The 15824-nt window shown below is 36.7% G+C and carries 15 protein-coding genes; 13 read left to right on the top strand and 2 right to left on the bottom strand.

Annotated features, from left to right (window positions below):
• Positions 1 to 252: 252 nt before the first annotated feature.
• From nusB to spo0A, 11 genes are all read left to right on the top strand, one after another.
• Positions 253 to 645 (top strand): N utilization substance protein NusB, encoded by a 393-nt coding sequence (gene nusB / locus RTP99_RS10090; RefSeq protein ID WP_000830243.1) that lies wholly within the window; start codon positions 253 to 255, stop codon positions 643 to 645.
• Positions 646 to 668: 23 nt separating this feature from the next.
• A complete protein-coding gene (gene folD, locus RTP99_RS10085; RefSeq protein ID WP_000226727.1) occupies positions 669 to 1529 on the top strand; it encodes a bifunctional methylenetetrahydrofolate dehydrogenase/methenyltetrahydrofolate cyclohydrolase FolD in 861 nt (286 codons plus the stop codon).
• Positions 1530 to 1555: 26 nt separating this feature from the next.
• Positions 1556 to 2914, top strand: a complete 1359-nt coding sequence (gene xseA / locus RTP99_RS10080; protein WP_000415266.1) for an exodeoxyribonuclease VII large subunit — start codon at positions 1556 to 1558, stop codon at positions 2912 to 2914.
• The gene (gene xseB, locus RTP99_RS10075; protein ID WP_000428425.1) at positions 2904 to 3134 is read left to right on the top strand and encodes an exodeoxyribonuclease VII small subunit; all 231 of its coding nucleotides are present in this window, start codon (positions 2904 to 2906) and stop codon (positions 3132 to 3134) included. The genes xseA and xseB overlap by 11 nt, the downstream gene beginning before the upstream one ends.
• Complete coding sequence (gene ispA, locus RTP99_RS10070; protein WP_000150362.1) at positions 3134 to 4024, top strand: (2E,6E)-farnesyl diphosphate synthase; 891 nt, start codon at positions 3134 to 3136, stop codon at positions 4022 to 4024. Before xseB ends, ispA begins: the two co-directional genes overlap by 1 nt.
• Before the next feature lie 302 nt (positions 4025 to 4326).
• A complete protein-coding gene (dxs, locus tag RTP99_RS10065; RefSeq protein WP_000366448.1) occupies positions 4327 to 6219 on the top strand; it encodes a 1-deoxy-D-xylulose-5-phosphate synthase in 1893 nt (630 codons plus the stop codon).
• 3 nt (positions 6220 to 6222) lie between these two features.
• Positions 6223 to 7062 (top strand): TlyA family rRNA (cytidine-2'-O)-methyltransferase, encoded by an 840-nt coding sequence (locus RTP99_RS10060; RefSeq protein ID WP_001274742.1) that lies wholly within the window; start codon positions 6223 to 6225, stop codon positions 7060 to 7062.
• A gap of 142 nt (positions 7063 to 7204) precedes the next feature.
• Positions 7205 to 7654, top strand: a complete 450-nt coding sequence (gene argR, locus RTP99_RS10055) for an arginine repressor ArgR (RefSeq protein ID WP_001032581.1) — start codon at positions 7205 to 7207, stop codon at positions 7652 to 7654.
• 267 nt (positions 7655 to 7921) lie between these two features.
• Positions 7922 to 9661: a DNA repair protein RecN gene (gene recN, locus RTP99_RS10050; protein ID WP_000947753.1), complete on the top strand. Its 1740-nt coding sequence runs from the start codon at positions 7922 to 7924 to the stop codon at positions 9659 to 9661.
• Positions 9662 to 9779: 118 nt separating this feature from the next.
• Positions 9780 to 11078: a SpoIVB peptidase gene (gene spoIVB, locus RTP99_RS10045; RefSeq protein ID WP_002028467.1), complete on the top strand. Its 1299-nt coding sequence runs from the start codon at positions 9780 to 9782 to the stop codon at positions 11076 to 11078.
• Between the two features lie 287 nt (positions 11079 to 11365).
• Entirely contained in the window at positions 11366 to 12160 is a 795-nt protein-coding gene (gene spo0A, locus RTP99_RS10040) for a sporulation transcription factor Spo0A (RefSeq protein WP_014297988.1), read from the top strand.
• A gap of 244 nt (positions 12161 to 12404) precedes the next feature.
• Here spo0A and RTP99_RS10035 read toward each other — a convergent pair whose 3' ends face one another.
• Entirely contained in the window at positions 12405 to 12551 is a 147-nt protein-coding gene (locus RTP99_RS10035; RefSeq protein ID WP_001247671.1) for a YycC family protein, read from the bottom strand.
• A gap of 50 nt (positions 12552 to 12601) precedes the next feature.
• Between RTP99_RS10035 and RTP99_RS10030 the strand changes: the two genes are divergently transcribed.
• Positions 12602 to 13330, top strand: a complete 729-nt coding sequence (locus RTP99_RS10030) for a glycerophosphodiester phosphodiesterase (protein WP_000172557.1) — start codon at positions 12602 to 12604, stop codon at positions 13328 to 13330.
• A 49-nt stretch (positions 13331 to 13379) separates the two neighbouring features.
• On the opposite strand, the gene RTP99_RS10025 is transcribed toward RTP99_RS10030, so the two are convergent.
• Positions 13380 to 13613 (bottom strand): DUF2627 domain-containing protein, encoded by a 234-nt coding sequence (locus RTP99_RS10025; RefSeq protein ID WP_001190192.1) that lies wholly within the window; start codon positions 13611 to 13613, stop codon positions 13380 to 13382.
• A 136-nt stretch (positions 13614 to 13749) separates the two neighbouring features.
• Here RTP99_RS10025 and RTP99_RS10020 point away from each other — a divergent pair, with 136 nt between their 5' ends.
• A complete protein-coding gene (locus RTP99_RS10020) occupies positions 13750 to 15822 on the top strand; it encodes a sigma-54 interaction domain-containing protein (RefSeq protein WP_000811009.1) in 2073 nt (690 codons plus the stop codon).
• Positions 15823 to 15824 lie beyond the last annotated feature (2 nt).

The following is a 15824-nucleotide window of genomic DNA, read 5'->3' as shown; positions in this document are numbered from 1 at the left end:
GAGAAATAAAAAAGAAAATGTTTCGTTTTACCAAAAAACGTACATTGTGATAAGATATGGAACTTGAAGTTAATCTTTTTATTATTTTTCAGCCTTGTAACCCGTGTGTGAAACGATAAATTGTGTTATTATCATTGTATTATAAGGTTGGAAAATCAATGAAAACTGTAAGAGTAAGTGAATTGACGGCTTATAAATTATAATAATATAACAAAGCATAAGGAAAGACTTGAAGCATAAAGGAGAGTTACAATGAAACGTAGGACGGCTAGAGAAAGAGCTATGCAAGCATTATATCAAATGGATATTACAGGTGAATTAGAACCGAAAATAGCGGTGGAAAACACGCTAGATGAAGGTGAAGAAACAAATGAGTTTCTAGAATCACTTGTAGTAGGTTTTGTAGAAAATAAAGAAGTAATTGATGAAGCGATTCGTCAAAACTTAAAAAAATGGAAGCTTGAGCGTATTAGTATTGTTGATCGCAGTATTTTACGTGTAGCTGTGTATGAAATGAAATATATGGAAGAAATTCCGCACAACGTAACAATTAACGAGGCAATTGAAATTGCTAAAACATTTGGGGATGAGGAATCTCGTCGTTTTATTAACGGCGTTTTATCTAATATAAAAGATACACTGTAATTTCTTTAAGGGGGAATCTTAAAATGGTAGCAGTAATCATCAAAGGAAATGAAGTTGCGGAGAAAAAACGAGCACAATTAACAGAAGAAGTTGTGAAGTTGAAAGAGCAAGGGATTGTACCAGGATTAGCAGTTATTTTAGTTGGAGAAGATCCAGCATCTCGTTCTTATGTAAAAGGAAAAGAAAAGGGCTGTGAACAAGTAGGAATCTATTCAGAGCTAATTGAATTTCCTGAAACAATTACGGAGGAGCGTTTGCTTGCTGAAATCGATCGCTTAAATGGAGATGACCGCATTAATGGCATATTAGTGCAATTACCTTTACCAAAACATATTGAAGAAAAAGCTATCATTGAAAGAATTTCACCAGAAAAAGATGTAGATGGATTTCACCCAATCAGCGTGGGACGTATGATGACGGGACAAGATACATTCCTTCCATGTACACCGCATGGTATTGTAGAGTTAGTAAAAGAAACAAATCTTGATATCTCGGGAAAACATGTTGTAGTAATTGGAAGAAGTAATATTGTCGGCAAGCCAGTGGGACAATTGTTCTTAAATGAAAATGCAACTGTCACATACTGTCATTCAAAGACGCAAAATATGAAAGAGTTAACGAAGCTAGCTGATATTTTAATCGTAGCAGTAGGACGACCTAAAATGGTAACAGCTGATTATCTGAAAGAAGGAGCGGTTGTAATTGACGTTGGTGTAAACCGTTTAGAAACAGGAAAACTTTGTGGTGATGTTGACTTTGACAACGTGTTAGATGTTGCAGGTTACATTACACCTGTGCCAAAGGGTGTTGGTCCAATGACGATCACAATGCTTCTTCATAATACTGTTGAATCGGCTAAGCGTGCAGGTGTCGTTTGTAAATAATTTGAGTCGGCTATGAGGAGAGAGAAATGGAGAAACAATATTTAACCGTTACAGCGTTAACACGCTATATAAAAACAAAAATAGAATATGATCCGCATTTACAGTCTGTTTGGTTAAAAGGTGAAATTTCCAACTTTAAAAATCATAGCCGTGGCCACATGTATTTTACATTGAAAGATGAAAATGCAAGAATCGCAGCGGTTATGTTTGCGGGTCATAATCGTAATATTAAATTCAGACCTGAAAATGGGATGAAGGTACTCGTGAAAGGGAAAATTTCTGTTTACGAGGCGAGTGGTTCTTATCAAATTTATATTCAAGACATGCAGCCTGACGGAGTCGGAAACCTGCATTTAGCTTACGAACAATTAAAGGTTCGTTTAGAGGAAGAAGGATTGTTTTCTCAAGTTTATAAAAAAACAATCCCTCCTTATGCGAAAACAATAGGTGTGATTACGTCACCAACAGGAGCAGCGATTCGTGATATTATAACAACGATTAAACGTCGTTATCCAATTGGAAATGTTATTGTGTTTCCAGTACTTGTACAGGGGGAGTCAGCAGCTCCCTCAATTGTACAAGCGATCCGTACAGCGAATGAAATGGAAGGGATAGATGTCCTAATCGTTGGGCGCGGTGGAGGTTCTATTGAGGAATTGTGGGCGTTTAACGAAGAAATGGTTGCAAGAGCTATTTTCAAGAGTGAGATCCCTATTATTTCAGCAGTAGGCCATGAAACAGACTTTACAATTGCGGATTTTGTTGCCGATTTAAGAGCACCAACACCAACTGCAGCGGCTGAGCTGGCAGCGCCTAATATTATCGAGTTACAAGAAAAGGTATTACAAAGAACTCTAAGGTTGCAAAGAGCAATGAGAGAGTTAGTACATAAAAAAGAAGAAAAACTACAAGTATTGCAAAAATCTTATGCGTTCCGTTATCCAAGACAAGTATATGAGCAAAAAGAAGAGCAATTGGATAGAGCGTTAGAACAGCTTGTGTTAGCGAAAGAGCGCTATATTGATAAAAAGGTAAATCAGTTAAAACAGCTTTCATTTTATTTAGAGAAGCACCACCCATCTCAAAAAATTATGCAAACGAAGGTAGCAGTTGAAACATTGCAAAAGCAATTGCAACGTGAAATGCAAACGTTACTTCAAACGAAAGAATTTGCCTTTGTAAGAGCTGCTCAAAAACTTGAAGCGCTAAGTCCGCTTAAAGTAATGATGAGAGGGTACGGGCTTGTATATGATGAAGAGAAGCAAGTGTTAAAAAGTGTGAAAGATGTTAGCCTTGGAGATGCTGTTTCAGTTCAATTACAAGATGGAATACTAGATTGTAGCGTATCAGGAATAGAGGAGCGTGAATTGAATAATGGAAAATAAATTAAGCTTTGAAGAGGCAATTTCGCAACTTGAGCACCTCGTTTCTAAGTTAGAGCAAGGTGACGTACCTTTAGAAGAAGCAATTTCTTATTTTAAAGAGGGTATGGAATTATCTAAGCTTTGTGATGAGAAGTTGAAGAACGTACAAGAACAAATGGCAGTTATTCTTGGGGAAGATGGAGTGCTTGAACCGTTTACTGCTTTAGGAGATGAAGCATAGTGACAATTGCTTTTGATACTTTTTTGAAAGAAAGTAAAACTTTCGTAGAAGAGAAGCTTGTAAGCTATGCAAATGAATTACAATGTCCAAATGTACTTCGTGAAGCGATGGCATATTCTTTGGAAGCGGGTGGAAAGCGTCTCCGCCCGTTACTTTTATTTGCAACATTACAAGCGTTTGGTAAAGAAAAAAATCTTGGTGTAGGTGCAGCTTGTGCTCTTGAAATGATACATACATACTCGTTAGTTCATGATGATTTACCTTGTATGGATGATGATGATTTAAGAAGAGGGAAGCCCACAAATCATAAAGTATTTGGTGAAGCGATGGCAGTTTTAGCAGGAGATGGTTTGTTGACATATGCTTTTCAAGTTATTATGGCATATGAGCAAAAGGAAATCTCTGCTGAGAAAAAAGTAAGACTTGTTCTTGAGCTTGCAAAGGCGGCAGGGCCAGAGGGAATGGTTGGCGGACAAGTAGCAGATATGGAAGCGGAAGGGAAACAGCTTACGATTGATGAGCTAGAGTATATTCATAAGCATAAGACTGGGAAACTACTTGAATTCGCTGTACTTGCAGGGTCGATACTTTCTAATGCCACAGAAGAACAGGAAGAAAAATTACTTGAGTTTGCAAAATATATCGGCCTAGCTTTCCAAATTCGAGATGATATTTTAGATGTGGAAGGAACCGAAGAAGAGATTGGAAAACCGATTGGTAGTGATGTTTCCAACGAAAAGAGCACATATACGACGTTATTTACTGTAGATAGAGCAAAGGATATTTTAGAAGAAACGATTGCAAAAGCAAAAGATGCTATTAGTTCCTTGCAATTACAAGATGAATATTTACTATCTATTTGCGATTTGATTGCAAAACGTAATAACTAATATAACAGCGTTTTCATTTGTTGAGTCATTCATCATTTTATGATATAAATGTAGGAAAAGGTTTTTCTTTTCTTGTTATTGGCAAAAATATATGTAGATTACATTGCCGTTATCACTTCGTGTTAGCGGCTATTTTTTTCATCGCCTAAAGAAATATGGTTTATAATAAGATTAGGGCGCAATAGACTGGTTAATAGCAGGACAAGGTGAAAAATAAAAAAAGAGAATTTCTTGTTTTGTGTAAATGTTTTTTATAATATTTGACATGTTGACAGATTATGAAATGAAAGTGAGTGATCCATGTGGATCTAACGCAAATTCAAAACCCTAGTTTTTTGAAAGATATGTCTATCAGTGAACTAGAGGGATTGAGTGAGGATATTCGTAAGTTTTTAATTGAAGAGCTCTCTCAAACAGGTGGACATATTGCGCCTAATTTAGGTGTAGTAGAACTCACAATTGCTCTGCATAAATTATTTGATAGTCCGAAAGATAAATTTTTATGGGATGTAGGACATCAATCCTATGTACATAAAATTTTAACTGGACGTGCAAAAGAATTCGGCACATTAAGGCAATATCAAGGTCTATGTGGTTTCCCAAAACGTTGTGAGAGTGAGCACGATGTATGGGAAACTGGCCATAGCTCGACATCATTATCTGCTGCAATGGGAATGGCTCTAGCACGTGATTTAAAGAAAACGAAAGAATATGTTATACCAATCATTGGTGATGGTGCTTTAACGGGCGGAATGGCTTTAGAGGCATTGAACCATATTGGACATGAAAAAACAGACATGATTGTTATTTTGAATGATAATGAAATGTCAATTGCGCCAAACGTTGGTGCGCTTCATAATGTGCTTGGACGTCTACGTACCGCAGGAAAATACCATTGGGTAAAAGACGAGCTAGAGTATATTTTGAAGAAAATCCCAGCTGTCGGTGGGAAAGTTGCTGCGACAGCAGAGAAAATAAAAGATAGTCTTAAATATTTACTAGTATCCGGTGTCTTTTTCGAAGAGTTAGGCTTTACATATTTAGGTCCAGTCGATGGACATGATTATGAAAAGTTATTCGAAACGTTGCAATATGCAAAGAAAACAAAAGGCCCAGTGCTTGTTCATGTTATTACGAAAAAAGGAAAAGGTTACAAACCAGCAGAGAGTGATGTTATTGGCACTTGGCATGGAACAGGACCTTATAAAATTGAATCAGGTGACTTCGTTAAACCGAAAGAAGTTGCACCAGCATGGAGTGCTGTTGTTAGTGAAACAGTACTTAAGTTAGCGAGAACGGATGAGCGTATCGTTGCAATTACACCTGCAATGCCTGTTGGATCGAAACTTGAGAAATTCCAAAAAGAATTCCCAGATCGTATGATTGATGTAGGTATTGCAGAACAGCATGCTACAACAATGGCAGCGGGTATGGCAACGCAAGGTATGAAACCATTCTTAGCGATTTATTCAACATTTTTACAAAGAGCATATGACCAAGTTGTTCATGATATATGCCGCCAAAATTTAAATGTTTTCATCGGAATCGACCGCTCTGGTTTAGTAGGAGCAGATGGTGAAACGCATCAAGGTGTATTTGATATTTCATTCTTACGCCACTTGCCGAATATGGTACTTATGATGCCAAAAGATGAAAATGAAGGGCAACATTTAGTATACACGGCAATGCAATATGAAGATGGACCAATCGCATTACGTTATGCGCGAGGTAATGGACTTGGCGTTCATATGGATGAAGAATTAAAGGCGATTCCAATCGGTTCATGGGAAACGTTAAAAGAAGGTACACAAGCAGCTATTTTAACATTTGGTACGACAATACCAATGGCAATGGAAGCGGCTGAGCGTCTTGAAAAGGCTGGAGTTTCAGTGAAAGTAGTGAACGCTCGCTTCATTAAACCAATGGATGAAGCATATTTACATGATCTCTTAGGAAAAAATATACCAATTTTAACGATTGAAGAAGCTTGCTTAATTGGTGGTTTTGGAACAGGAGTAGTTGAATTTGCGTCTGAGAACGGGTACCATAGTGCGTTAGTTGAACGAATGGGTATTCCAGATCGTTTCATAGAGCACGGTAGTGTAACAAAATTATTAGAAGAAATCGGTTTAACGACAGATGCTGTTGTAGACCGTATTCATACAATGATTCCATCAAAACAAAAAAGGGCGTAACAAATGAGTGCGAAAAAAGAAAGAGTAGATGTACTATTAGTAGAGCGAGGGCTTATAGAAACACGTGAGAAAGCAAAACGCGCCATTATGGCCGGCCTTGTATATGCGAATGAGATGAGATTGGATAAGCCAGGAGAGAAAATCCCACAAGATACAGAGATTACGGTGAAGGGGCAAGTTATGCCGTATGTAAGCCGTGGTGGTTATAAACTTGAAAAGGCATTAGAGACATTTCATCTTGATTTACAAGATAAAGTTATGATAGATATTGGTTCATCAACTGGTGGCTTTACCGATTGCGCGCTTCAAAATGGAGCGAAATTATCTTATGCATTAGATGTAGGGTACAATCAACTTGCGTGGAAATTGCGTCAAGATGAGCGTGTTGTCGTAATGGAACGAACGAACTTCCGTTACGTAACACCAGCAGACTTAGAACGTGGTTTACCGCAATTTGCTAGTATCGATGTTTCGTTTATATCATTAAAACTTATATTACCAGTTTTAAAAACAATGCTTATGCCGAATGGGGATGTAGCAGCGTTAATTAAACCTCAGTTTGAAGCTGGAAGAGAGCAAGTTGGTAAAAAGGGTATCGTTCGCGATCGAAAAGTACATGAGGCTGTCGTAGAAATGATTGTAGACTTTGCTATAAAAGAAGGATACGACGTAGAAGGTTTAACATTCTCACCGATTACGGGCGGGGATGGTAACATTGAATTTTTAATTCATCTGAAATGGCATGGTGAACGTGAGAATGGCGAAAATCATTCTCCAGTTTCTGTTGAGCAAGTAGTTACAGAGGCACATGATGTCCTAAAACAAAAAGGGAAAGGGGAATAACATATGTTGTTCCTCTTTTTGTTGTAATTGTATAATGATTGTAAAAACAATTGTGTACAAGTAACGAATTATAAGTTAACATAAATAAGTGAAGTATACCAATGTTTAAACTATGGTAAGAGATAGTGTGAGGTGCAAATGTATGAATAAAGGTCAGCGCCATATTAAAATCAGGGAAATTATTGCGAACAAAGAAATTGAAACACAAGATGAATTAGTTGATATTCTACGTAATGAGGGATTTAATGTAACGCAAGCGACAGTATCGCGCGATATTAAAGAATTGCACTTAGTGAAAGTGCCATTACATGATGGTCGCTATAAATATAGCTTGCCAGCAGATCAACGATTTAACCCGTTACAAAAATTAAAACGCAATCTAGTGGATTCATTTGTAAAATTAGACACGGCAGGACATATGCTTGTGCTAAAAACATTGCCTGGTAACGCTCATTCACTTGGAGCACTTATTGATCATTTAGAGTGGGATGAGATCATCGGAACCATTTGTGGTGATGATACTTGCTTAATTATTTGCCGTACACCTGAAGATACAGGTGTTGTCTCTGATCGTTTCTTAAATATGCTGTAACAAAAAAATCTTGTTTGCTTTCCTCTGTAAAGTGGAAAGTGAACAGGATATTTTTATTGGTTAAAAACGTGAATTCTTAATTGTAATATAATATTTTCTTTGAATAAAATTAGGAAATAGGTGGATTGACCCGTAAAACAAATGTTTGGTACAATGGAGCGGTTAGAAAAGTAATTTATACATACAAACATATAGTATGACTATTTGAATAAAGAACTGAGAAAAGCCCTTCATAGGGGATTAGTTTATAACGAGGTGAATGGGGCATTGTTATCGGAATTATCGATTAGAAACTTTGCTATTATTGAGGCATTAAATATTTCTTTTCAAAAAGGATTAACGGTTTTAAGTGGTGAAACAGGGGCCGGAAAATCGATTATTATTGATGCGATTAGTTTACTTGTAGGTGGCCGTGGTTCAGCAGAATTTGTTCGATACGGAACAGAAAAAGCTGAGATAGAGGGGCTATTTTATGTGGAAGATGATAAGCATCCATGTATTGAAAAAGCAGAAGAGTTGGATATAGAAATAGAAGACGGCATGATTATTTTGAAGCGTGATATCGCTGCAAACGGAAAAAGTGTATGTCGTGTAAATGGAAAACTAGTTACCCTTAGTGTATTAAAAGAAATTGGAAAAACACTTGTTGATATTCATGGGCAACACGAAACGCAAGACTTAATGAATGAAGAACGTCATTTATTTATGCTCGATCATTTTGATGGAGAGCGTATCGTTAAACAATTAGATATATACCAAAACGTATATGCTGACTATGAGAAATTAAAAAAACAGTTGAAATCGTTAAGTGAAAATGAACAACAAATGGCGCATCGCTTAGATTTAATTCAATTCCAGCATGAAGAAATCCGTAAAGCTGATTTAAAGATGGATGAAGAAAATGACTTAACTGAAGAACGATTGCAAATTTCTAATTTCGAAAAGATTTATAAAGCATTAGGTGACGCGTATCGCTCGTTAAGTGCTGACGGACAAGGGTTAGATAATGTACGAAGCGCAATGGGACAGATGGAGAGTATTACACATTTAGATGAAGTGTATCAAGAAAATCATGATTCCATTGCCAATAGTTATTATTTATTAGAAGAAGTTGCCTATCAACTAAGAGAAAAGCTCGATATGATGGAATATGATCCGAATCGCTTAGACGAAATTGAAACGCGTTTAAATGAAATTCGTATGCTAAAGAGAAAATATGGAAATACTGTAGAAGAGATTTTAGCGTATGCTGATAAAATTGAACAAGAAATTTTTACGATTGAAAATAAAGACGTTCATATTGAAACGACGAAGAAACAGTTGAAGGAATTAGAAAGTGTTATTCTGAAAGAAGCAACGTTGTTAAGTAATATGCGTCATGAACTTGCAGAGCATCTTACAAATGCCATTCATCAGGAATTAAAAGAATTATATATGGAAAAAACAAAATTTGAAGTGAGAATCATGAAGCGAGAAGGAAATGCAGAAGAGCCTCTCGTGGAGGGAGCACCGGTAAGACTTACAGCGGATGGTTACGATCATGTGGAATTTTATATTTCAACAAATCCGGGTGAGCCGCTAAAACCACTTTCAAAGGTTGCTTCTGGAGGAGAGTTATCCCGTATTATTTTAGCTTTAAAAAGCATTTTTTCTAAGCATCAAGGTGTTGCATCTGTTATTTTTGATGAAGTGGATACTGGTGTAAGTGGCCGGGTCGCACAGGCTATTGCGGAAAAGATTTATCGAGTATCAGTAAACTCACAAGTACTTTGTATTACGCACTTACCTCAAGTAGCTTCAATGGCGGATTCGCATTTATTTATTCGAAAACAAGTAGCAAATGATCGAACAATTACATCAGTTACCGTTTTAACTATGGAGGATAAAGTAACAGAAATAGCTCGAATGATTTCTGGTGTGGAAATTACAGATTTAACGACAGAACATGCGAAAGAATTACTTACGCAAGCGCATCGTTTTAAACAGACAGCAGAGGCTATCCAGTAATGGATAGCTTTTTTTCTCAAATGATGATTTCTTAATTCTTCCGGTTATAAATAAAGCATTGCAAGGAGAGATTAAAAAGTGAAGCCAAAAGGCTGAATGTGGGGTAGGAGCGAGGAGAGTGAATAAATTGAAATTAGAAAGATTTCGCAAAATAATAGGTATTTTTCTCCTTGTTTCTTTAGTTTTTATTGGGTGTTTTAAACCGCTTCGGACGTTTATTTCATCTCCGAAGCAACTTGTTGTTTTTGAAGGACAACAATCAGAAATAGCTTCATTACCAGTGTTTAAAGCTTCATCTACAGATCGTCATGTGTTTACAGTAAGTTCAAATGAACAAAAACAAGGACTTATGGTAAATTCTCATCAAAATGGTGAAGCAGATATGGTGTTTCAGCTTGCTGGTTTTCCAGTGAAAAAAGTAAATGTGAGAGTATTAAAAGATTTCAAAGTTATTCCAGGTGGACAATCAATTGGTGTAAAGTTAAACACAAAAGGGGTACTTGTTGTAGGCCATCATTTAATTCAAACTGAAAAAGGGAAAGTATCTCCTGGTGAAACAGCTGGTGTGCAAATTGGAGATATGATTACTGAAATTAATGGTAAAACAATTGAAAGAATGAGTGATGTAGCACCATTTATTCATAATAGTGGGGAAACAGGCGAACCGCTTAATCTCGTTTTGTTAAGGGATGGAAAGCATATCCGCACTAAATTAACACCACAAAAAGACAGTGGAGAATCGTCTTATCGCATTGGTTTATATATTCGTGATTCGGCGGCTGGAATCGGAACAATGACATTTGTTCATCCTGATTCTATGAAATATGGGGCACTTGGTCATGTCATTTCTGATAATGATACGAAAAAGCCGATTCAAGTCGAAGATGGACAAATTATGCGTTCGACAGTTACATCAATTGAAAGAGGTAGTCATGGGAATCCAGGGGAGAAATTAGCGAGGTTCTCACCTGATCGTGAAGTGATTGGCAATATTACAATCAATAGTCCATTTGGTATTTTTGGCAAATTGAATACAAATATGACAAATGGCGTAATGGATAAAGCAATGCCTATTGCACTATCTCATCAAGTAAAAGAAGGACCAGCAAAAATATTAACGGTTATTGATCAAGATAAAGTGGAAGCGTTTGATATTGAAGTTGTGAGTACAGTACCGCAAAAGTTTCCGGCAACAAAAGGCATGGTAATAAAAGTAACAGATAAACGTTTATTAGCGAAAACAGGTGGTATCGTACAGGGGATGAGCGGAAGTCCAATTGTACAAAATGGAAAGGTAATTGGCGCTGTTACACATGTATTTGTAAATGATCCAACATCAGGATATGGTGTTCATATTGAATGGATGTTACATGAGGCTGGAATTAACATTTATGATCAAGAAAGAAAAGCGAGCTAATTAATAATTAGCTCGTTTTTCTATTGAAAAATTCGTTGAAATTTTGTAAAAGCTCCGCAAGAGGTGTTTTTTGTTGTAAAATAAAAGGAAAGGGTTGAACGTTTCGTTGTTTTTCTATGATGGAATGTGTTGCGAAAAGGAATAAATAAACGATAAACATATTTTTTTGTGATTTTATCGGAAAGTAACAAACTTTAAAAGGGAATTTTCACACAATTGTCGAACAATTCATGTAGCCTAGAAGGATACACATGTCGGAGAATCGATTCGGTAAGGGAGGAAAAGCTGTGGAGAAAATTAAAGTATGTCTTGTGGATGATAATAAAGAATTAGTATCAATGCTAGAGAGTTATGTAGCTGCTCAAGAGGATATGGAAGTAATCGGTACTGCTTATAATGGTCAAGAGTGTTTAAATTTATTAAAAGATAAGCAACCGGATGTACTTGTATTAGATATTATTATGCCACATTTAGATGGGTTAGCTGTACTAGAGAAAATGCGCCACATTGAAAGGTTAAGACAGCCTAGCGTAATTATGTTGACAGCGTTTGGACAAGAAGATGTGACGAAAAAAGCAGTTGACTTAGGTGCGTCATATTTCATATTAAAACCATTTGATATGGAGAATTTAACGAGTCATATTCGTCAAGTGAGCGGTAAAGCGAACGCTACTATTAAACGTCCACTGCCATCTTTCCGATCAGCAACAACAGTAGATGGAAAACCGAAAAACTTAGATGCAAGCATTACGAGTATCATTCATGAAATTGGTGTGCCTGCTCATATTAAAGGGTACATGTACTTAAGGGAAGCAATTTCTATGGTGTACAATGACATCGAATTACTTGGATCTATTACGAAAGTATTGTATCCAGATATCGCGAAGAAATATAATACAACAGCAAGCCGTGTCGAGCGGGCAATCCGTCACGCAATTGAGGTAGCATGGAGTCGCGGGAATATCGATTCTATTTCGTCCTTATTCGGTTATACAGTATCTATGTCAAAAGCAAAACCTACGAACTCCGAGTTCATCGCAATGGTTGCGGATAAGCTGAGACTTGAACATAAGGCTAGCTGAGAATAGAAGAAGTAAGGGATTTAAGTTTTTAATAATTCTTGAAATGTATACTTGATAGTAAATTTAAAACCAATGAACTTTTTAATTAAAGACCAATGAATGTTAGAATTCGTTGGTCTTTTTATTGTACATGTTCGAAGTGAAGGTTAAATTGAATCACGGTATATCCGATGAGGGATTTTAGCAAGCAAGTCATCCGTGATATAATAGAAAATAATAAAAAGTCCTGTGAAACAGGACTGTATTATTCTTCGTCTTTATTTTGTTTTTCTAATTCAACTAACTTTTGAATTAAAATGTGCTGCGGCATATGCATAAGTTGTTCAAGTGGAACACCTAATGCTTTTGATAGGCGGACTGCAGTGTCTGGAGAAATTTGTAATGGTCTCATAGAAGTACCTCCTTTTTCGTATAGTATAGCATAAGATTGGGGGAGTGAGGATGACTCTTATATTTGCACATCGTGGTGCAGCGGGAACGTACCCAGAAAATACGATGATTTCATTTGAAGCAGCTGAATCTTTTAAGGCAGATGGAATTGAGCTTGATGTTCAATTAACGAAAGACGGAAAGGTTGTCGTCATTCATGATGAAACAGTGGACCGGACAACAAATGGAAAAGGTGCGGTTCGAAATTATGTATATGAGGATTTATGTAAATTAGATGCGAGCTATAAATTTGGTGATAAAGTAGGTTTTTGTAAAATACCTCTTTTAGAAGAAGTGTTACAATGGATTGAACAAACAGGGTTGTTACTTAATATTGAACTTAAAAATAATAAAATTCCATACAGAGGCTTAGAGGAAGAAGTTATAACGCTTGTACGCAAATTTAATTTAGAAAATCGTGTTATATTTTCTTCATTTAATCACTACAGTATGAAAAGGTGTCATATGATGGCTCCTGATATTCAAACAGCGATTTTATATCGCGAAGGCCTGCATAGCCCATGGGCATATGCAAAAAAGATGGGAGCTACTGCGGTGCATCCGAATTATCGTTACCTTCAAGATGCCATTGCTGAATTAACGATGGAAAGTGATGTAGAAGTTCGGCCCTATACAATTAATGAAGAAACACTTATGCGTAAATATTTTGATATGAACATATCGGCGATTATTACTGATTATCCTGAAACGGCAAGAACGTTATTGCCAATAAAAAAATGAGACCGCGTGTAACGGTCTCATTTTTTTATTGATAAGTAGTAGGACTTTCCTATCTTTTAAAGCGCGCTTGTACTTTATTTCGTTTACGGTCTCGGTGTAAGACGAAGCCACCAAAAATATAAAACCCTAGTCCGAAGCAAAGAGCGCCAATTAAAAATTGTAACCAAAGTATAGAGAGTGGAGGAAATAGAATCCCGAATACTGTATCTCTCATTAACTTAATGCCAAGCACAGCTAATGAAATAGGGATGAGTGCTAATAATAGAGCAAGGTAACGCTGCATATAAACGCTCCTTTTCAGATTATTTCGTTTATTTCAATAATGTTATATGAAAAGGGGGTTTGTCAAGAGGGGGCTGAAAGAGTAAGATAAGGGTGTGAAAAATTTTGCAGAGATACTTCGAGAGGAAGTGTAATATATGAAACAAAAAGTTTTAATTGTTGGTGCAGGTGAAGGTGGTAGTACACTGCTACGTCTGTTACAGAGTTCGAATATATTTCAAATTATAGGGATTATTGATATAAATCCGATAGCAAAAGGGTTACAGATGGCAAAGGAATACGGGATTGCAATTGGAGAGAGTGTGACTCCGTTTCTTTCTATGCACATTGATGTAATGTTTGATATGACAGGTGACGATAATTTACATAAAGATTTATTAAAGAAAAAGCATAAAGATACTCTTCTTATACCAGGTGATATTGCAAAGATTGTTACGAGATTAGCACATGAGAAGGAAGATTTAATTGGAAAGTTAGAAGAGCAAACGCAGCAAGGTGATTTAATTTTAAACTCCACGCATGACGGTATGATAGTGATTGATCAAGAAGGACAAGTTCGCCTATTTAATAAAAGTGCAGAACGTATTATCGGATATAAAAAAGAAGATGCGGTAGGCAAATATATTTTAGAAGTTATTCCGACTAGTAAGCTGCTTCGTATTATACGTACGAAACAAATAGAAGTAAATTATGAACTGACGCTTGAGAATGGAAAGAAAATTATTACAACCCGTATTCCAATATTAAAAGAGGGAGGAGAAGTGCAAGGGGCATTTGCGATTTTTAAAGATATAACAGAGGTTGTAGATCTTGCGGAAGAAGTTACAGATTTAAAGGAGATTCAAACGTTACTTGAGGCGATTATTAACTCGTCTGAGGAAGCCATTTCGGTCGTGGATGAAAAAGGACGAGGGTTAGTAATTAACCCTGCATATACGAAATTAACAGGTTTAACAGAAGAGGACATTATTGGAAAGCCAGCTACAACTGATATTGTAGAAGGTGAAAGTATGCATATGAAAGTACTTCGAACGCGTAGGGCAGTACGAGGAATACATATGAAGATTGGACAAAAAAAGCGAGACGTAATTGTAAACGTAGCACCAGTCATTGTAGATGGAATATTGAAAGGGAGCGTTGGTGTAATTCGTGACGTATCAGAAATTCAAAAGTTAACAAATGAATTGAATCGAGCAAGGCAAATTATTCGAACGTTAGAAGCGAAATATTCATTTGATGACATTGTCGGAAATTCAGATGAAACAACGGCTGCTATTGAGCAGGCAAAACTGGGGGCGAATACACCAGCAACAGTATTGCTACGCGGGGAGTCAGGGACAGGTAAAGAATTGTTTGCACATGCTATCCATAATGGAAGTAATCGAAAATATAATAAGTTCGTTCGTGTAAACTGTGCAGCTATTTCGGAGACGTTGTTAGAAAGTGAATTATTTGGTTATGAGGAAGGGGCGTTTTCTGGCGCGAAAAGAGGCGGAAAACGTGGATTCTTTGAGGAAGCGAATAACGGCAGTATCTTTTTAGATGAAATAGGCGAACTATCTGCCAATACGCAAGCGAAACTCCTTCGCGTTTTGCAAGAGAAAGAAATTGTAAAAGTTGGTGGAACGAAAGCAATCCCTATTAATGTCAGAGTAATTGCAGCGACGCACGTGAATTTAGAAAAAGCCATTTTAGAAGGAGAATTCAGGGAGGATTTATATTATCGATTAAATAAAATTCCAATTCACATTCCATCCCTTCGTCAGCGTAAAGGGGATATACCGGCAATCGCAGACAGATTAATTCAAAAAATTAACCAAGATTATGGCCGAAATATAGAGGGGCTCACTAATTCTGCTATTTCCTATTTACAATCATATGAATGGCCAGGGAATGTGAGGGAACTTGAAAACATTTTGGGGAGAGCTATTATCTTTATGAATTATAACGAGACTTATATTGATGTACAACATTTACCGCCATTACATAACGAAGAGCAGGTGGAGTCAAAGCAAGCTCATTTATTACCTGAGTTAGAAGAAAAGCCACTTGAGCATTTAGTGACGGAGTTTGAAGGGAATATCATTCATGAATATTTAGAGAGGTTTGGTGGAAATAAAACACAAACAGCAAGAGCGTTAGGAATTTCGGTTCGAAATTTATATTACAAGCTAGAAAAGTATGAGTGTGCAAAAAATAGCATGCAATAAAT

This window comes from Bacillus sp. (in: firmicutes), from assembly GCF_031983925.1.
GTDB classification, from domain to species: domain Bacteria; phylum Bacillota; class Bacilli; order Bacillales; family Bacillaceae_G; genus Bacillus_A; species Bacillus_A pacificus.
Note: the sequence above shows the minus strand (reverse complement) of the source record. Positions and strands in the feature narration are given on the sequence as shown.